The organism is Clostridium grantii DSM 8605, from assembly GCF_900129965.1.
Lineage (GTDB): Bacteria > Bacillota > Clostridia > Clostridiales > Clostridiaceae > Clostridium_AF > Clostridium_AF grantii.
This window is the reverse complement of record NZ_FQXM01000009.1, coordinates 1-17,898: the sequence shown is the minus strand read 5'-3', so window position 1 is coordinate 17,898 and position 17,898 is coordinate 1. Positions and strand designations below refer to the sequence as shown.

The 17,898-nt window shown below is 28.1% G+C and carries 19 protein-coding genes and 2 pseudogenes; 6 read left to right on the top strand and 15 right to left on the bottom strand.

Annotated elements, in window-relative coordinates:
* Positions 1–62: 62 nt before the first annotated feature.
* Entirely contained in the window at positions 63–1,349 is a 1,287-nt protein-coding gene (lysA, locus tag BUB83_RS09360) for a diaminopimelate decarboxylase (protein ID WP_073338204.1), read from the bottom strand.
* A gap of 305 nt (positions 1,350–1,654) precedes the next feature.
* Between lysA and BUB83_RS09355 the strand changes: the two genes are divergently transcribed.
* From BUB83_RS09355 to BUB83_RS22310, 3 genes are all read left to right on the top strand, one after another.
* Positions 1,655–1,906: a hypothetical protein gene (locus BUB83_RS09355; protein WP_073338203.1), complete on the top strand. Its 252-nt coding sequence runs from the start codon at positions 1,655–1,657 to the stop codon at positions 1,904–1,906.
* A gap of 139 nt (positions 1,907–2,045) precedes the next feature.
* The gene (locus BUB83_RS09350) at positions 2,046–2,264 is read left to right on the top strand and encodes a hypothetical protein (RefSeq protein ID WP_073338202.1); all 219 of its coding nucleotides are present in this window, start codon (positions 2,046–2,048) and stop codon (positions 2,262–2,264) included.
* Positions 2,265–2,465: 201 nt separating this feature from the next.
* Entirely contained in the window at positions 2,466–2,660 is a 195-nt protein-coding gene (locus BUB83_RS22310) for a hypothetical protein (RefSeq protein WP_073338201.1), read from the top strand.
* Positions 2,661–2,778: 118 nt separating this feature from the next.
* On the opposite strand, the gene BUB83_RS09340 is transcribed toward BUB83_RS22310, so the two are convergent.
* Positions 2,779–3,810 carry a DUF1048 domain-containing protein gene (locus tag BUB83_RS09340; RefSeq protein WP_073338200.1) on the bottom strand — a complete coding sequence of 344 codons (1,032 nt, stop codon included), beginning with the start codon at positions 3,808–3,810 and terminating at the stop codon, positions 2,779–2,781.
* Positions 3,811–3,822: 12 nt separating this feature from the next.
* Positions 3,823–4,158, bottom strand: coding sequence for a PadR family transcriptional regulator (locus tag BUB83_RS09335; RefSeq protein ID WP_242950659.1), 336 nt, complete (start codon positions 4,156–4,158; stop codon positions 3,823–3,825).
* Positions 4,159–4,644: 486 nt separating this feature from the next.
* On the opposite strand from BUB83_RS09335, the gene BUB83_RS09330 reads away from it, so the two are divergent.
* On the top strand, positions 4,645–5,238 hold the full coding sequence (locus tag BUB83_RS09330) for a transposase (protein ID WP_073338199.1): 594 nt from the start codon (positions 4,645–4,647) through the stop codon (positions 5,236–5,238).
* A gap of 186 nt (positions 5,239–5,424) precedes the next feature.
* Here BUB83_RS09330 and BUB83_RS09325 read toward each other — a convergent pair whose 3' ends face one another.
* From BUB83_RS09325 to BUB83_RS09300, 6 genes are all read right to left on the bottom strand, one after another.
* Positions 5,425–6,189, bottom strand: a complete 765-nt coding sequence (locus BUB83_RS09325) for a hypothetical protein (RefSeq protein WP_143160511.1) — start codon at positions 6,187–6,189, stop codon at positions 5,425–5,427.
* Between the two features lie 22 nt (positions 6,190–6,211).
* Positions 6,212–6,958: a hypothetical protein gene (locus BUB83_RS09320; protein WP_207649333.1), complete on the bottom strand. Its 747-nt coding sequence runs from the start codon at positions 6,956–6,958 to the stop codon at positions 6,212–6,214.
* Between the two features lie 5 nt (positions 6,959–6,963).
* Positions 6,964–7,650: a hypothetical protein gene (locus tag BUB83_RS09315; protein ID WP_073338196.1), complete on the bottom strand. Its 687-nt coding sequence runs from the start codon at positions 7,648–7,650 to the stop codon at positions 6,964–6,966.
* A complete protein-coding gene (locus BUB83_RS09310; RefSeq protein WP_073338195.1) occupies positions 7,640–8,500 on the bottom strand; it encodes an ABC transporter ATP-binding protein in 861 nt (286 codons plus the stop codon). The genes BUB83_RS09315 and BUB83_RS09310 overlap by 11 nt, the downstream gene beginning before the upstream one ends.
* Positions 8,490–8,876 carry a GntR family transcriptional regulator gene (locus tag BUB83_RS09305; protein WP_073338194.1) on the bottom strand — a complete coding sequence of 129 codons (387 nt, stop codon included), beginning with the start codon at positions 8,874–8,876 and terminating at the stop codon, positions 8,490–8,492. The genes BUB83_RS09310 and BUB83_RS09305 overlap by 11 nt, the downstream gene beginning before the upstream one ends.
* A gap of 582 nt (positions 8,877–9,458) precedes the next feature.
* Positions 9,459–10,472, bottom strand: coding sequence for an alcohol dehydrogenase catalytic domain-containing protein (locus BUB83_RS09300; RefSeq protein WP_073338193.1), 1,014 nt, complete (start codon positions 10,470–10,472; stop codon positions 9,459–9,461).
* Between the two features lie 328 nt (positions 10,473–10,800).
* Between BUB83_RS09300 and BUB83_RS09295 the strand changes: the two genes are divergently transcribed.
* Positions 10,801–11,577, top strand: coding sequence for an HD domain-containing protein (locus tag BUB83_RS09295; protein WP_073338192.1), 777 nt, complete (start codon positions 10,801–10,803; stop codon positions 11,575–11,577).
* A gap of 121 nt (positions 11,578–11,698) precedes the next feature.
* On the opposite strand, the gene BUB83_RS09290 is transcribed toward BUB83_RS09295, so the two are convergent.
* Positions 11,699–12,124, bottom strand: a complete 426-nt coding sequence (locus BUB83_RS09290; RefSeq protein ID WP_073338191.1) for a hypothetical protein — start codon at positions 12,122–12,124, stop codon at positions 11,699–11,701.
* 229 nt (positions 12,125–12,353) lie between these two features.
* Between BUB83_RS09290 and BUB83_RS09285 the strand changes: the two genes are divergently transcribed.
* Positions 12,354–12,635 carry a hypothetical protein gene (locus BUB83_RS09285; RefSeq protein WP_073338190.1) on the top strand — a complete coding sequence of 94 codons (282 nt, stop codon included), beginning with the start codon at positions 12,354–12,356 and terminating at the stop codon, positions 12,633–12,635.
* A 110-nt stretch (positions 12,636–12,745) separates the two neighbouring features.
* Here BUB83_RS09285 and BUB83_RS09280 read toward each other — a convergent pair whose 3' ends face one another.
* The 5 genes and pseudogenes from BUB83_RS09280 to BUB83_RS09260 all read right to left on the bottom strand — a co-directional run bounded on the left by BUB83_RS09280 (position 12,746) and on the right by BUB83_RS09260 (position 17,387).
* Complete coding sequence (locus BUB83_RS09280) at positions 12,746–13,513, bottom strand: DUF2087 domain-containing protein (protein ID WP_073338189.1); 768 nt, start codon at positions 13,511–13,513, stop codon at positions 12,746–12,748.
* Positions 13,514–13,770: 257 nt separating this feature from the next.
* Positions 13,771–13,866: pseudogene (locus tag BUB83_RS09275) on the bottom strand (cob(I)yrinic acid a,c-diamide adenosyltransferase); the annotation flags it as partial.
* A gap of 22 nt (positions 13,867–13,888) precedes the next feature.
* A pseudogene (locus BUB83_RS09270) lies at positions 13,889–14,896 on the bottom strand (pyridoxal phosphate-dependent aminotransferase); the annotation flags it as partial.
* Positions 14,897–14,927: 31 nt separating this feature from the next.
* Entirely contained in the window at positions 14,928–15,869 is a 942-nt protein-coding gene (gene cbiB / locus BUB83_RS09265) for an adenosylcobinamide-phosphate synthase CbiB (RefSeq protein WP_073338188.1), read from the bottom strand.
* Between the two features lie 12 nt (positions 15,870–15,881).
* Positions 15,882–17,387, bottom strand: coding sequence for a cobyric acid synthase (locus tag BUB83_RS09260; RefSeq protein ID WP_073338187.1), 1,506 nt, complete (start codon positions 17,385–17,387; stop codon positions 15,882–15,884).
* Between the last annotated feature and the right edge of the window lie 511 nt (positions 17,388–17,898).

Below are 17,898 nucleotides of genomic sequence, written 5' to 3'. Positions count from 1 at the left end.
TCCCCAAAAAAAATAGAATTAAACAAAAAAACACACCGAAATCGGTGTGTGATTTTTTAAATCTAAAGATCATTTCTAATTAAGTCTTCAAAACTCTCTTTTTTTACTATTATTTTTGCTTCTTTATCTTTTACCATAACTACTGCTGGTTTAGGAATTCTATTATAGTTATTTGACATGGAATATCCGTAAGCTCCTGTTGTAAAAGTAGCAAGGATATCTCCACTTTTCACTGGTGGTATTATAGCATCAGTTATTAATATATCTCCTGATTCGCAACATTTACCAGCTATAGTTACTTTTTCTTTGTTATCAGATTCCATTCTATTTGCCACAGCACATTCATATTTTGCTTGATAAAGTGCTGTTCTAATATTATCTGACATTCCACCATCTACCCCAACATATTTCCTAATGCCTGGAACTTCTTTTATAGATCCTACAGTATATAGTGTTGTACCTGCATTTGCAACTATACTTCTCCCTGGTTCAATAGTAAGTATAGGCATTGAAAATTTGCTATCTTCACAAACTTCAGCTGCTTTTTGAAGAATTCGCTCACAAAATTCTTCTGCTTCTCTAGGCTCATCCTCTTCTGTATAGTAGATTCCAAAGCCACCACCTAGGTCTAATTCTTTTAAGGTTATATTAAATCTATTCTCAATTTCTTTCATTAGATTAATCATAATTTCAACTTCATCTTCAAAAGGTTCTATATCAAAAATTTGAGAACCAATATGACAATGGAATCCTACTAGTTCAAGATTATCAAGTTGATTACATTTTTCTACAGCTCTGAAAACTTCATCTTCTAGTAAAGTAAACCCAAATTTAGAATCTACTTGCCCTGTTTTTATATAATCATGTGTATGAGCTTCAATACCAGGGGTAACTCTTAAAAGAATTTTTTGAGTTTTTCCTAATTCTTCAGCAATTTCATTTATTTTTTCAATTTCATAAAAATTATCTGTAACAAATCTACCTACACCTAATTCTATCGCCATGCTTATTTCTTCTGGAGTTTTATTATTCCCATGTAAATAAACATTTTCTAAAGGAAATCCACTTTTATAAGCAGTAAATAATTCTCCCCCTGAAACCACATCTAAACAAAGTCCCTCTTCTTTAATCAATTTACACATATATAAATTTATAAAAGCTTTTCCTGCATAAGCTACTCTATTTCCATTTTTAGCAAAAGCTTTTATGTATCTTCTGCAGTTATCTCTTATTAGTTCCTCATCCATTACATATAAAGGTGAACCAAATTTATTGATTAATTCACTGGAGTCTATTCCTCCAATTTGCAATTTATTATCTACCACTTTTGATGTTCCGAATAGTTTCATTTATAGCGCCCCCTATTTCTATATGATATTCATTTTATCTAAATTTGTTGATTCTAAAATTAAGTTTCACAATAGTATCCCTATATAATATCATAAAGCTAAGAAAAAATGTAGTTTTTTATTTATAATTATTCATTTTTATGTATTTATTCTACCAGTAGAGTTTTCTATCTCAAACAAAAATACTCAATATTGACATTCCCTTACCATTTTGATATTATTATACTTATTACTGTAATATATTTTTTTACATTATTGGATTTATTTCTATAGTTTTATGTCGAAAACGTAAGGAGGTTTATATTATGGAAGAAACAGTTGTACAAGTAAAAAATTCAAAATCACCTTTGGTTTTAGGAATTTTAAGCGCCATATTTTGGTTAATCCCAATAATAGGTGTTCCTGTATCAATAGCCGGAATAATTGTATCAGTAAAAAAATCAAAGTCTGAAAAAGGCGGATTCTCAAAAGCTGGAATTATTTTAAGTATAATAGGTTTAGTTTTGTCTATTGGTAATATAGCTTTAGGCGCATACATAGTAAGCACTACGCTATAATATAATTAGTTTTTTACTATACAAAATTTCATTTTTATTTATTAAGACCTACAAAGTGTAGGTTTTTTTTTATAAATCATAAATAAAAAACTGAATATAACTATTAAAAATAAATTCACTATTTTAGGGGGTTGCAAAATTGTTAGATATATTAGTAAAAATATTAACAATACTACTTGGACTTGCTTTAATAATCTCAGCTATCTTCTTACCTGAAGAAAAAATGCACTTATTTGGTGACATGAATAAAAAATTTAATAATCTTGCTAAATTAAATAAGAATACTTATATCATTTTTCAAAGAATCATCATTACTTTTCTAGGACTTGTTGTACTCATTTTAGGTGTGCTTAAATAAATTAATTAATCTATTTTCCCAATATATACTTTGAACAAGCACTTAAACTATTTCTTTATACTGGAGACAACCCACTTCAACTATAAATTTATACGTGGCCAAAACGCCTAGAAGCGTTGAGATTTATAAAACTAGTTGATACGTCTAGTTTTTAGTATATAAATTAAGTTTACGTATGGTTTGTCTATGGAGGATCATAAAATGAAAAACAAAAAAAAATTCTTGTTTTCAATTAAAATAGTTGAATCTGTTTGTACGTTTTTAACAAGTATTTGTTTTTTTATTTACTGGCTATATAATTTAAAAGCTATTCTAATTCTACTTAGCTCATTTGGTTTCGCTATAGCCACTATATTTATTATTTTTAGTCTAAAAGAGATATATAGCATTAAATAATTTATATTAAATATATTAATCATAAAGTACGTAAAGAGGCACGCTTGGTAAAAGCTGTCTCTTTTAATTTTATAATCAACTTTATTCAAACCAAATTCCATTGTAAAAATATTTCTTCCTAAGACATCTTAGTTAATTGCTTGTTCCTATTAATTCCTTCCTTTACACAAGAAATCATGACCAAAACTATAAACATAACAAAGAGTAACATAAGAATTCCTACAACATCAATATTTCCCTTAACAAACATTCCTACCGAAATAAGAATTGTAAATACCAAAAACAATATTCCATATATTAACCATAATATTATAAATATATAATTATATTTAACTTTTTTCTTCAAAAATTTATCCCAATCCAAAGAATCTTTATTATGCTTACCACATTTCACTTTATGTTTTTCATAATCTCTCTTTAATATCCAAAAATATTTACTTTCCAGTTCATCTCTTCTGGATTCATTCATAAATATATCTTTCAATGCTAATACTGATATACCTATTATCAATAAATATACTAGAATTAATATAAGTTTTGAAAAAGAGACTAGTATTCCATATTTGGTGAATTCATCTTTTATAAAAGCATAAATACCACCTGATAAAATCCATAAAACTAGAGTTGTATACCTCTTTATTCTTTTACACTTAATTGGATCTTCGAAATAATTTTTAGTTACAATAAAAAGAATCTTAGGGATAAAATAAATATTGAAAAAGATTATAAATATTTCATCTAAACCTAAATTCATTGGTTGAAATATAATACTACTATCTTTTAATTTTATAGCATACCAGAGAAGAAACCAAAAGTGAAAAAATACAACCCAATATAAGCCTTGTAGAAAAGCATCAAAAATTTTAGTTGCTTTATGTAAATAAATAGCTTCTCCATATATCATGCTATCACAATACTTTCTTAAATCTCTTCCTGTAATGCTCTTTACGGAGTTTGCTTCTTCCTGCGCTGATAAAAATGTATCAAGAATTTGCAAAAAACAATCATTCTTTCTTTTCTCATTAAGTTTTGTCGACCCATTAATATATAGTTCTATTTTTACAAAGGTTTCTAAATACTCGTTTTGTAATTGCTCTTTGTATTTTTTGTAGTTCTCCACTTCTTCTACCTTAAATTTATCATTCCCCATTGTACATACCCCCTATAATTCTTCTGCATTAAGTATGGCATTTGTATTTGATGTTATTTCTTTAAATGCCTTCTTAAAATCTTCATAATATTCCTCACCAAGTTTTGTTATAGAGTAGTATTTTCGTTTAGGTCCTAATGGTGATTTCGCTTTACGACAACTTACAATTCCCTTATTTTCCATCCTAGTTAATATAGGATACAGTGTTCCTTCATAAATATCATTGAATCCATATTTTTCTAAGACAAGTAGTATTTCATATCCATAAGTTTCTCCACGTGAAATGATACTTAGCACGTTTCCTTCTAATATTCCTTTTAATAATTGTGCGCCTTCTATGATTAACACCTCCCTACTTGACAATCCATAGTAGTAATTTAATTATATTCTTGCTACTTTGGATTGTCAAGTAGTAGAAATAAATAATTGGAATAATAAGTATTATTTTACACCATTCTGTTTATTATGTTCTTTTAATGTCTATAATTCAGAAAATATAATCTGATTTAATCACATTCGTAGGGGGCGGTTTCCACGCCGCCCCTGCATTTGATTTTTATTGAATTACATCAACCACTTTTATTGCATCATTTGTTTTATACTAAATTACATTAATCAAACATATTACTTTATTTCTATTAAATTATATTAACTAAACTATTATATTGGTATATGGTGCTCCATATTCTTGGCTATGTCAGGTTGAAAGTAAAGAACATGATATACATGTGAATTTTGATGCACAAATGGGCAGGCGTGGAAACCTGCCCCTACGGACGCTGAATAATTATTTATCTCTTAGTATTTTTGAATTATTTAAGGAAGGTGATTTTTATGAATCCATTACCACAGAGAAAAAATATTAGATTAAAACATTATGATTATTCGCAGGCAGGTTACTATTTTATAACTATATGCACACATAAAAAGCAACATTTATTATCCAGCATAGTAGGGGGCGGTTTCCACGCCGCCCATACCCCTTTTAATACTGAGCCCAAAATAGAATTAACTATAATAGGCAAAGAAATCTTAAAAACTATAGAATATATTGATACTAATTATATTAATGTAAAGTTTGATAAGTTTGTTATCATGCCAAATCATATTCATTTTATTGTAATATTAGGAGAAATAGAATCGAAAGAGAGTAGTAATTTAGATAGATATTGTAAGGATAATGGAAATCTTGATGCAGCAACGGGCAGGCGTGGAAACCTGCCCCTACAAAGGGTTGTTGGGCAATTAAAGTCTTATACAAATAGAATGTATAATGCTTTTAATAAAAGAGAAGATTTAATTTTATGGCAACGAAATTATTATGAACATATTATTAGAAATGATCAGGAATATGAAGAAATTTATGAATACATAGAAACAAATCCGTTAAAATGGCAAGAAGACAAATATTTTATCGATGATCCGTAGGGGGCGGTTTCCACGCCGCCCCGTATCAGTATTACATTACTTATCCTACTAAGATTCCACATCTTATCCTATAAATTTTTCTATGAAATCATACTTATTACCTTGCTATATTATGAATTTATATACTGAGCATATATAAGTTAGGAATATGCAATCGGGCAGGCGTGGAAGCCTGCCCCTACAGATTTATGTGTACATTTTATTTGCAAAAACAACTGAAGATACACACAATATAATCCCAATAATAGCACTAATAACAAGAATAATATTAGCCTGTGGCATTATAGAAAAACTCTCCATAAACACTACCTTTCCCGTATTTAATAATATTGGCATTTTAAATTTTAATACTACTAAAAATCCATAGCTAATTATTGACCCACATAAATAAGATAACATCCTTATTTTTTTATCATTTATAAAAACTATAGCTGTTCCAACAAAGAGGATTATCAATAACAAAATAAACATTAATATATCTGCTTTTACTGTATTTATTACCTGATTAACTATAACTTCTTCTGCAAAATTAAAATCAACATTCTCTGGAAAAAATAAATAAACAATCCCAATAATAATTCCAATCACTATATATCCAAAGGCAATAAAGATTACGTATATAGTTAATACTAACAGACTAGCAAATAAAAAAACATTTAGCACTGTGAATTTTCTATTAACAGGAGCGAGTTCAAATAATCTTTCTTTATCATAAAAAATCATATTAATTTGCCAAACACTAACTACAGGTAAAATAATAAATAGTGATGTAGGCTTCAGAAAGCTAATTGTAGGTTCAGCATTCCCTCCAAATATAATTATATTCATATAAATCATAATAAAGAATATAACTGTACCCACAAAGAACTTAAATGGATTATAATTTTCAACTCTATTCATTGATAACGAATTTAATAATAATCTTTGATATTCAAAAATTTTTTTTATCATAATTAGCTCCTCATCCCTTTCATTACTCATACATCTTGTTCCCAAATAGAACAGAACCAATACATAAAACTACCCCTACGCCAGCTACCAAAGCAAGAATAGCATTAGCCTCTGCCATTACTGAAAAACTCTCCATAAAATCTACTTCTCCTGTATTAGGTGATATAGGTAAATTCAATTTTAATATGTATAAAAGCCCATATCCTATAGTTGCACTAATTAAGTAACATATGTTCCTCAATCTTTTTCTCTTAATAAATATAATTGCTGTTCCAACAAACAAAATAATTATTATAACCATTAGCATTAATATATTTGATTTAGTTGTATCTATTACTATATTTGTCAAAGTTTCTATAGGAACTTCTTCAAAATTATCAGAAAATAATAGAAAAACAAGTAAAGTAATAAGCCCTCCCATGCCAAGCAACACACAAGCTATTGCTACACACGTAATTACCACAAAGACATGTGTAAATATAAAGGTATTTAATAATGTAAATTTTCTACTAACAGGAACAAACTCAAATAATCTTTCTTTATAGTGAAAAATACTATTAATTTGCCACAAACACATTACTGGTAAAGCAATAAAAAAGTAAGTATGTAAAGTTGGTAAATTTTTTCCAAATATAGTAGTATTCATAAAAACCAAAATGAAAATCCCAAAGATTAATTGAATTGTAAGCTTTTTATTATTTAAATCTTCAACATTATTCATATTTGCCGTCTTTAGCATTAGTTTTTGATATGCAATAATTTTTCTCATTAAAATCAACACCGCTTCCCCCTATACAATCTATAAGATATCCCAATAGAAACTGGCAACCCAATTACAGCTAAAGCAAGCAAATAAAATAAAATATTATTTAAATTGTTCATATCCACAAGTATTTTCATATAATCAATATAACCATATCTTGTTTCAAGTAGAATTGGAAATGTTCTTTGCTTATATGATACCAAGTAAATAAGAATCCCTAAATAAGATATAAAACAAAGAGGCCATCTTATAATTTTTTTCTTAATAAAAAATATTGGTATGAAAATACTCATTATAACTATACAAGTTAAAAATAATAGCAACGCCACTTTCCATCCATATATTAAAGACACAATTACCTTTAAATTAGGAATATCTAAAATAGGAAATATAATCATAAAAATAAAATGTCCAAATAATATAGCCAAAATCATAAACAAATACATATTTACTATAGTATAAATTTTTGCTACAGGAAGCGTATCTAAAAGTTCGCTTTCTGCGTGTACTATATGTCTAATCATTAGTAAACCTACCATTAATGGTAGAAATGTTACAGGCCCATATCCTAAAATAGCTGATAAAAAAAATGCACTCATACCTGTAAAAAATGATTTTAAAAGACCACTCTTTCGTTCTCCATCAAAATCTGCTAAGTTAACTAATAACTTTTGAAAATCCCAAAACCTATTTAACATCTCTTCCTCCCCTATAAATCATAATATCTTCTATAGTAGGTCTTGCAGTTTTAATTCCTGAAATATTTTCTAATTTATGTTCTGAAAGGCATAAGCCTTGATACCCAAAAGTAGTTTCTTTTGCTCCTAAAATCTTTTCTTTAATCTCATTTGTCATTGCTTCTTTATCAACATTAACAACTGAAAATTTACTTATCAACTCTTCTTTTTCTTCCGAAAAAATTATTCTTCCATTATCAATAGAAGTTATGTAATCCCCAATTTTCTCTAAATCACTTGTTATATGAGTAGAGAATAACACTGCTCTTTCTTCCTTTTGCATAAGTTCTAAAAGAAGTTCCATCACATCAGCTCTTGCAACAGGATCAAGTCCTGCAGTAGGCTCATCAAGTATTATTAACTCTGGATCATGACATACCGCCATTACAATATTAAACTTCATCTGCATTCCCTTTGAATAAGCAGAAAGTTTCTTATATGGATCTAAATCAAATTTTCTCATAAGTATATCAAATTTCTTATGATCGTAATTTTCATAAAAAGGTGCTATAATACTTTTCATTTTGATTGGCTTTGCATTTAATGGATACATCAATTTATCATAAACAATTCCTATTTTTGATTTAACTATTTTCTCATTACCTCTCAATGGTATTCCATCAAAAAGAACTTCTCCGCTTTTTCTATCAATCCTATCGAAAATAGTTTTTATTAAAGTAGTCTTACCTGCTGCATTTTTCCCTATTAGCCCCATTATAGTGCCTTTCTCTATTGAAAAATTAATATCCCTTAAAGAAAAACTCCCTACTTTTGCACTTAAATTAGTAATTTCTAATGCTTTATTCCCCATGATTGTTCCCCCCATATATTTGTTTTAAAACTTGTAATAGTTCTTTCTCTTCTATGCCAGTTTTATCAGTAAATTCTTTTATTTCTATAAGTCTTTCTTTTAACATTTCAAGATGAACGTTTTTTATTTTATCTTTATCTAACTTGGCTACAAAGCATCCTCTACCTTGTAAATTAACAATAATACCTTCATTTTCTAGTTCTTTATAGGCTCTCTTCACAGTTATAATCCCCACCTTTAAATCCTTTGCCATAAGTCTTATAGATGGTAATTGTTCTTGCTCTTTCAATTTCCCACTAAGCACCATTTCTTTTATTTGATTTTGTATTTGTTCATAAATAGGTGTTTGAGAAAGGGTAGATATTAAAATATTCATATATTTTCCTCCTTGCCTACTGTGATTATATAATAGACACACTAGATAGTCAATAGTTTCCTTGTAAGTTTTACAAAAATTATCCATGCTTTTTACTGATAAAAATATTTTTTTTATCACATAAATCAACCCCATCACTAATATAACCAAAGCAAAAGCCCTTATGTAATAAATAGTTCTTTATATCTGTTATTTATTTTCTACAAAACTATAAAATAATAAGTAAGTTAAAAATAAAAACATAGTGAATAACAAAGTAAAAGCTATAGAAAACATTGAACTTATATTTTTATTATTCTTCATACATTAAAAATTCACCTTTTTATAATATGTCTTTTAATAATTGTGCTTCATCTATGATTAACACCGCCATATTTGACAATTCATAGTAATAATTTAATTATATTCTGGCTACTTTGGATTATCAAGTAGTCAGAACAGTAACTTGATATAAAATAAAAGTAATTAAAAAGTCTCCTCTTATAATAAAATCCCTTGAAATCAAAATAAAGTAGATAGACTTGTATATACAAATCTATCTACCTTTCTTATTTATCATCAAAGATAATTTATAATTTTTAATTAAAAAGTAATAACAGTTTTTACTATATTTCCACCATTAGCTAACGTTTCTTCAAAAGCTTTTTGGATATCATTAACACTATACTGTTTTGAGATCATTAAATCAGCATTTATTTTGCCTTCATTTAACCATTCCATTACCATTGGGAATTTATGACAGTTCATTCTTGCTCCTACTAATGTCAATTCTTTTTTTGTAATTTTTACAGGAGGAATTTGAGCAGCTTTTCCATCAAATCCTATAACTGCAACTCTAGCAACTGGAGCTGCTAATTCAATTGATTGTTCTAATAATGGTGCTATTCCAACAGCATCAATTATAACACTTGCTCCGCCCGGTGAAAATTTTTGTACTGCTTCTGCTAAAGATTCATTTTTACTATTTACAACTACATCAGCACCACAATCTTTTGCTTTTTGTAATTTTGTATCAACCACATCAGAAACTAAAACCTTAGCACCAATACCTTTTGCAGCTTGTACAAGTGCAAGACCTATAGTTCCGCTACCCATGATAACAACTTTATCTTCTGCTGTAGTCATAGTTCTAGAATGTATATTAGCAGCTATTGAAAATGGCTCTGCTAAAGCAGCTTGTTCAAAAGTAATACTAGGATCAAAGGCATACAAGTGTTTTTCTCCAACAACTATATAATCTTGGAATCCTCCATCCATTTGAACACCAAAACATTTAACATTATCACATACATTTTCATGACCTGTAGCACAAATATTGCATACATTGCAAGCAAAAACTGGATCCAACGCAACTCTGTCTCCTACTTTTAATCCTGTTACATTACTTCCTACTTCTTGAACTATTCCTGATAATTCATGTCCCATTACTCTTGGCAATTGAACATCTGCTCTTTCTCCTTGGAATATGTGTAAATCTGTTCCGCATATTCCAACTGCTTTTACTTGTACTAATACATCATCAGAATTTTTTATTTTTGGAATATCTTCTTCGAACATCTCTATTTTTCTAGCACTTGTTAATTTTGCAACTCTCATTTTTAACTCCTCCTAATGCTTTCGCATTCTTATATTTTATTTGGATTAAAAGGTTTATATATGCATTTATTTTTATTTTACGCATGTATTACTTTGATTTTTATGCATTCATTTTATCGTTCTTTATGTATTCATTGTATACTATTTTTTTTATTAAATCAATATTTTTTTATTTAATTTTTTTTATTTTTGTATTCAATATTATTTTGTTTTTGCATACCTAATACATTATTCAATTATTTAAATATTAGAAGTTAATAATTTGTTTTGTTTTCACTTTAAATTTCCCCAAATTAATAGTATAATTGGAAATTGTGAGGTGATTTAAGTGACAGAAGAAGATTTATTATACTTTAAAGATTTTTTTCTAAGTTATGTAGAAAAATTTCGCTCAAATGATGAAACTATTCAAAAAAATATAATGTTAAAAAAACACCATACTCTAAGAGTGTTAGAAAACATATCTATTATCTCAAAAAATTTACAACTAGATGAAAATTCTGATCTTTTAGCAAAAACTATAGCTATTTTTCATGATATTGGAAGATTTTATCAATTTGAAAAATACAAAACATTTAGTGACGCTCAATCTGAAAATCATGCAGAGCTTGGGATTAAAGTTTTGGAATCTGCTGAAGTTCTTAGTAGGCTATCAAAGGAAGAGAAAACAATAATTTTAAAAGCTGTTCAATATCATAATATGTTCAAGATTCCTTCTAATGAAGAAAGTAAATACATATTATTTTGTAAATTAATAAGAGATGCTGACAAAATCGATATATACAAAGTTTTAACAGATTATTATGGAGAACTTGATCTTGATTTAAATCCGGCTATCGAGCACAATCTACCAAATATTGAACATTATTCTCCAATAATAATAGATGATATATTGAACTCAAGAAATTCAAATTCAAAATTACTTAGAACAAGATATGATATGAGGCTATTAACTCTAACATGGATTTTTGATATAAACTATAAGATAAGCATTGACTTAATAAAAAATCGAGATTTTATAAATAAAACCTTAAAAGTACTACCTACTAATGAAGACATGACTAAAGTTAAAGTAGCCCTGTATAGTTATATGGAAAATTTTTAATTTTTACACTTACTTTATCTATTTTCCAAGGCATACAAAAGTATGTCTTAAAATTTTGTAAAAATAGTTTTTTCCCATAGAATAAAAAAATACTGCAAGTAGACATAATCTATTTGCAGTATCATTTTAATTCAAAATCTAAAGCTTTTGATAATTCATCAATATTCCCATCAAATGAAAAACAATTTACCTTACTCTCATTTTCAAAAACCATAAAAAATGGAGGTTGTTTTTCAGGTATTAGTATAAATACTTCATTTATAAGTCCCTTCAAACATTTAGTCTCAACATTAATAGGTGGATCAAGAGGTATTCTAAGGGCATATCCATCATCTGTAATAGGATCTACAATCCCATACAAACTATCAACATTTTTTACCCAACTTGAAACCATATCATTAATTTCAGAGTTTAATTGAACTACCTTTACTACCTTTTCCTGTTTTGGATCAAAAATCTCTACATATTTAAATCCTTTAGCAGAAATAACTTTTGGTTGTAGAAACATGATAAGTAAAACTATTACCACTGATATTTTTTTAATCATAAGCATCACCCATGTATTACTATGCCCAAAACCCATTATTTTTATTAATGTTTTTACATTAAAAATTATTTTTTATCGAACGCACTTTTGTATAATTAATATATTTTTACATATATTATTTATGTCTAAAATGGTGAGACTTTAGCATTACCAATAATATGTATAAAATTTACATATTATTAATTCTTAAAATATGCTATAATAAAATAAATATTAAGGTGGTGAAACAATGGAAAAACAAATCTTAGATATTTTAAAAACACTTAAGTCAGATGTTGACTCTATGAAATCTGATATTTCTTCAATAAAAGAAACTCAAAATGAGCATACTCAATTACTTAGAGCCCTAGAGCACAAAACCGATGTAATATCTGCTGAACAAATGAACTTAAAACATGAAGTTGCGGAAATCAAAGGTGACGTTAAATCCATAAGAAAAGATTTGGGTAACGTAGAGCTTATTACTGCTAGTAATTGGTCGGATATTGTTAAATTAAAGGCTGTAAAATAAAATACAAATTTCATAGATTATTAAACCTATTATTAATTTATTTGTTATACTATTGAATTATTTACAATTAGCTGCTTTACAAACAAGAGGGCAGGCATGGAAACCTGCCCCTACTTAACCCAGTAATAACTACAATCACTTTTTCTATCCATAAAACCATATTCAATAAGGGCACGCCTCAAAGACACATGGTCTTCATTTATTCTTTTAAGAATTCTATTTACTTCAATTTCTTTGTATTGTTTATCTTTTTTAAAATTCTCCATTATATGCTGCAATACAACTATCTTCTTTTTAGCTTTAGATGGTATTTCTTTTAATGCACCTGCTTCATCAAAATAGGTTTTAATCACTTTTTCTTTTTCCTCTTCTGTAATTGCATATCTTTCATCTACCATAGCCGCTTCTATATGAATTGGGATAAGTTGTTCTTTCTTATTAATTTTTATATCTTCAATTTTTTCTTCATTAATTATACCTAATAAAGCCAAATATGTTTTAGCTTGCTTTTCTTTTTCCCTTAATTTAAATCTATGATTCCTTATAGTAGATTGGCTTCCCCCTGTTTCTTCAGCAATTTCTTTGTCTGATTTATTTTCTTTTAAGAAACATAATATTTCCTTTTGAATTTCTGATATCCCTGTATATCTTTTATCCATATTAATTAGATAATGAAACACTGAAACATGCTTTTTTTCAATATGCATTCTTGTAAATTTTTCTGCTTCATAAAAACATTCCTTTTCTTTATAAATTAATCCCTTTTTAAAACTTTCCCCACAAATAAGACAAATAAAATCCTCACTTTTTTCATTGTAAATATACCCTTTTTTCATATCTTCAATTGAAGAATTCCAAAACAACTCTATATTTTCCATTTTAATTTCCCCTTTGCATGATTTTAACTTCACTTGATTTTATATTTACATTGTGAATTTTGTTTTTATATAAACATAATAGCTTTTTGTTTGTATATTTGTCAACATATTTTTCATAAGTTTGTTTATGGATGTTGTTTTCACAATTTTACTCCCTTTGATGCATTTTTAATCTTTATAAAAAAAGAATGCAAATAAATTTCATCTGCATTCTTTTCTATTTATATATTTTTATCTAAAGTTACTCCCTATACCTATTATTTTTCAATACCAACTCTCGCTTGTACTCCTGCTTTATAGTAATGTTTAATTTCTTTCATTTCTGTTACTAAATCTGCTCGTTCTATCATTTCTAAGACACTTTAAAAGTTCCTCATTAGAAGTCCTATCCTTAATTGCAAGTCTAATAAATTTATCACTTAACCCAACGTAATCATCGCATTTCCTACATAACATACCTGCTTTAAATAATAAATCATAAAATTCATTACAATTAAATTCTTTTAATTCACACAAAATATAATTTGCATTGGTAGGGTATACCTTATTAAAAACACTTAAATCTTTCAATCCATTAATCATATAATTTTTTTCTTCTTTAAGCCACTTATTAGAATTTTCTATATACTCTTCATCAAATAATACATGTTTAACCGCTACTTCTGCAAAACAATTTATATTCCAAGGAAGTTGAATTTGTTTTATTCTTTCATAAATTGATTTATTACTAGTAAAAGCATATCCAAATCTAATACCAGGAAGTGCAAAATACTTTGTCAAAGCTCTTATAATTATTAAAGATGGATATTCATTAATATACTTTGCCACAGAGTACTCTTTTATTCCTGAAAACTCTATAAAAGCCTCGTCTATTATTATTATTTTATTGTTATTTTTCCCAAACTCCAATATATCAAGAAATTCCTCTGTATTAATGCAAGCCCCATTAGGATTATTAGGGTTTGCAATAATAAGCCCATCACATTTTCCTAATTTATTTTTTATATCTTTATAATCTATAGTAAAGTCTGGTAATAAATAAGAATACTCAATTTCACAGCCCCATTTTTTTGCACTTTCTTCATATTCAATAAAGGATGGAACCACTAATAAAAGTTTCTTTGTTAAAGAAATTGATAAATCTAATAGCTCTGCTGCTCCATTTCCAAGAAGAAAATAAGCATTGCTTTGTCCTGTATACTCCTTCAAATACTCAATAGTTTTTCTATATTTAATATCAGGATATTTATCTAGATTGTTAATAGCCTCATTAATATTTTCTCTAAAACTTTCGGGAACACCCAAAGGATTTATGTTTGAACTAAAATCTAATAATGCTTTTCCCTTTAATATTCCTTCAGTATAAATATCTCCACCATGCACAGCTTTTACCACCTTTTTATTTATTCTTCCTTTATGCCAAAATTCTGTTGCCAATGAATACTATTATCATAAATAAAACCTCTGCAGAATACATCAACTTTATAGTTTGAAAGATATTATCTGCTTTTAATGGTTTTATATTGTCACCTATAGTTGGTTTATAAACTTTTTCTCCAAAGTAAGTATTTACTCCCCCAAGTTGAACTTTCATTGCCCCCGCTGCTGCTCCTTCTGGGTAAGCACAATTTGGACTTTTATGATTTTTTCTATCTCTTATCATTATTTTTATACTTTCTATGATATTCCCTTTTACCACAGGTGCTGAAAAACTTATTAACAAGCCTGTTATTCTTGCAGGTATAAAATTAAATATATCATCTATTTTTGCAGGAAAAAATCCAATATAAAAGAACTTCTCATTTTTATAACCCAGCATAGAATCCATAGTATTTATAGCCTTATAAAGCATAGCTAAAGGCGCTCCTCCTATAGCTGCATAAAACAAAGGAGCTATTACGCCATCTGCTGTATTTTCAGCCACTGTTTCCACATCTGCTCTTATAACTTCATTTTCACTTAAATCCTTTGTATCTCTTCCCACTATATAAGACAACTTAACTCTAGCATCTTTTAAATCATTATTTTTTAAGGAAGTGTACACCTTCACTGCCTCAGTATGTAAGCTTTTTGATGCGATAGTTGTCCATAAGATAATAATATTAACTATGTGCAGTATTATACTATTTACACTAGCTATTTTTAGTAATGCATAAGGTATAAAAAAACTAGCTCCAGCAACAACTACTACTATTAATAATCCTAATATCCTTAATATTTCATTATTTTTTGCTTCTTTTCTAGCTATTTTTTCTAAATACCCAATAAATTTTCCTATATATATTATGGGATGGGGAAACCAACGTGGATCTCCTATTATCCAATCCAATAAAACGGCAATTGTTAAATCTAACATATTATTCTCCTATCATCTATTAAAAACTATTTTATAAATTTCCTTCATATCAAGGCTTTTTCTTACTAAATCCGCTAATTTATCTAATTCTGTTTCTCTTAAACTTTCATAAGTCTTAGATTTCTTAGTCTGAAGGCCTTTTTCAACTCTAATCTCATTTAAAATAGTTTCTCTAAAATCAATACTATCGAAAATACCATGTAAATATGTCCCCATAATATTTCCTTTATCATTTAAGGCACCATCTTTACTAGTAAAATCTTCCGAATTTTTTTCCACAATATCTAATAAATATTTTGTGTTATCCCCATAAAAAGTATCTCCCATGTGAATTTCATAACCATATACACTTTTTTCTTCTTCAGATATATTCATTATTTCTTTAAAATTCAATGAAAACCCTGCTTTTGTTCTGGTCATAACTTTTTCAGCTTGCATAATTGTGTCTACATTTAATAAATTCATTCCTTGGATTTCATCTAACTTAGTTTCAGTATGTAATGGATCTTTAATAGTATTACCTAACATTTGATATCCACCGCAAATTCCTATAATCCTACCTTCTTTTGAATAATTAATAATTTTTTCTTCAATACCTTCATTTCTAATACTTAATAAATCCTCAATGGTATTTTTACTTCCAGGGATAATTAGCAAATCTGGATTTTTAAATTCCTCAGCTCTTGTAATATATCTTATGCTTACATCTTCTTCAATTCCTAAAGAATCTAAATCTGTAAAATTTGAAATATGTGGTAATTTTATAACAGCTATATCTATAGGAGCTTTCTTTTCTTTATTAAAAGTTACAGCTCCATCCTCATCTTCTAATTGAAGATTAAAATAAGGTACAACCCCCACACACGGAACCTTTATTACATCATATATCATATCTAATCCCGGCTTTAGAATTTCAATATCTCCCCTAAACTTATTAATAATAGTTCCCTTAACTCTTTTTCTTTCATTTTCCTTTAAAAGAATCATAGTTCCTGCTAAGGATGCAAAAACCCCTCCTTTATCAATATCTCCTGCTAATAAAACTGGAGCATCTACTAGTTCTGCAAATCCCATATTAACAATATCATTCTCTCTTAAATTTATTTCTGCTGGACTTCCTGCTCCTTCAATGACTACAATATCAAACTTATTCTCTAATTCTTCAAATTGTTCTTTCAACATATCTTTAAAAACAGGTTTAAGTTCATGATATTCTACAGCAGTATAATTACCGTACACCTTACCATTTACAATAACTTGACTATTTTTATCACCAGTAGGTTTTAATAATATAGGATTCATATATGCCTCTGGTTCTAATCCTGCTGCATACGCTTGTAATACTTGTGCTCTACCCATTTCTTTCCCATCTAAAGTTATATAGGAGTTTAAGGACATATTTTGTGCTTTAAAGGGAACTACTGAATATCCATCTTGCTTAAAAATTCTACAAAGTGCCGCTGTTAATATACTTTTGCCAACAGTAGATCCCGTTCCTTGAATCATAATCTTTGCCATAAAAATTACCTCCCAAAATTTATTTGAACACAAAAAGCACACTCTTCCGAGTGCGCTGAAATATTTCTATAAAATATCAGAAAATCAACCTTCCCTCCGAAAGTCATTCTATAGATAAACACTAGATTTACCTAAAAAAATCCTGGCAGGTCTCCTGGCTTAGATATCTACCTTCCTCTCTATACTTTAATTTTCTCTTGATATCTCTCCCATTCTTACAATATCATCATGACTAAAAAGAACTCCTTGGATATACATTGAAGCAATTCAAATATATGGACATATATTGACCACCTAAATAAAGCTATCCACGTTTTGTTAAAATATGGTTACTATAGGTGTCCGCAATAACTCTGGTAACTTACCCTTCCATGTCTCACAGGATCTGTGTCCTAAATTCCTTCGTTCAGTCTATCCAAGAGGCGGATGTCAGCATATGCTCCTCGACCGGGTCTCTATGCCCTTATGGAAAATTTTCAAACCTGACTAATCCCAGTTTCTTTTTTCAAAG

Excerpts from the sequence above, each read along its gene's own strand:
- BUB83_RS09340 (WP_073338200.1), bottom strand. The coding sequence starts at position 3,810 with ATGGGGAATGATAAATTTAAGGTAGAAGAAGTGGAGAACTACAAAAAA.
- cbiB (WP_073338188.1), bottom strand. The coding sequence starts at position 15,869 with ATGTTAGATTTAACAATTGCCGTTTTATTGGATTGGATAATAGGAGAT.
- lysA (WP_073338204.1), bottom strand. The coding sequence starts at position 1,349 with ATGAAACTATTCGGAACATCAAAAGTGGTAGATAATAAATTGCAAATT.
- BUB83_RS09280 (WP_073338189.1), bottom strand. The coding sequence starts at position 13,513 with ATGGAAAATATAGAGTTGTTTTGGAATTCTTCAATTGAAGATATGAAA.
- BUB83_RS09260 (WP_073338187.1), bottom strand. The coding sequence starts at position 17,387 with ATGGCAAAGATTATGATTCAAGGAACGGGATCTACTGTTGGCAAAAGT.
- BUB83_RS09315 (WP_073338196.1), bottom strand. The coding sequence starts at position 7,650 with ATGTTAAATAGGTTTTGGGATTTTCAAAAGTTATTAGTTAACTTAGCA.
- BUB83_RS22310 (WP_073338201.1), top strand. The coding sequence starts at position 2,466 with ATGAAAAACAAAAAAAAATTCTTGTTTTCAATTAAAATAGTTGAATCT.
- BUB83_RS09305 (WP_073338194.1), bottom strand. The coding sequence starts at position 8,876 with ATGAATATTTTAATATCTACCCTTTCTCAAACACCTATTTATGAACAA.
- BUB83_RS09285 (WP_073338190.1), top strand. The coding sequence starts at position 12,354 with ATGGAAAAACAAATCTTAGATATTTTAAAAACACTTAAGTCAGATGTT.
- BUB83_RS09310 (WP_073338195.1), bottom strand. The coding sequence starts at position 8,500 with ATGGGGAATAAAGCATTAGAAATTACTAATTTAAGTGCAAAAGTAGGG.
- BUB83_RS09325 (WP_143160511.1), bottom strand. The coding sequence starts at position 6,189 with ATGATAAAAAAAATTTTTGAATATCAAAGATTATTATTAAATTCGTTA.
- BUB83_RS09290 (WP_073338191.1), bottom strand. The coding sequence starts at position 12,124 with ATGATTAAAAAAATATCAGTGGTAATAGTTTTACTTATCATGTTTCTA.
- BUB83_RS09320 (WP_207649333.1), bottom strand. The coding sequence starts at position 6,958 with ATGAGAAAAATTATTGCATATCAAAAACTAATGCTAAAGACGGCAAAT.
- BUB83_RS09330 (WP_073338199.1), top strand. The coding sequence starts at position 4,645 with ATGAATCCATTACCACAGAGAAAAAATATTAGATTAAAACATTATGAT.
- BUB83_RS09300 (WP_073338193.1), bottom strand. The coding sequence starts at position 10,472 with ATGAGAGTTGCAAAATTAACAAGTGCTAGAAAAATAGAGATGTTCGAA.
- BUB83_RS09355 (WP_073338203.1), top strand. The coding sequence starts at position 1,655 with ATGGAAGAAACAGTTGTACAAGTAAAAAATTCAAAATCACCTTTGGTT.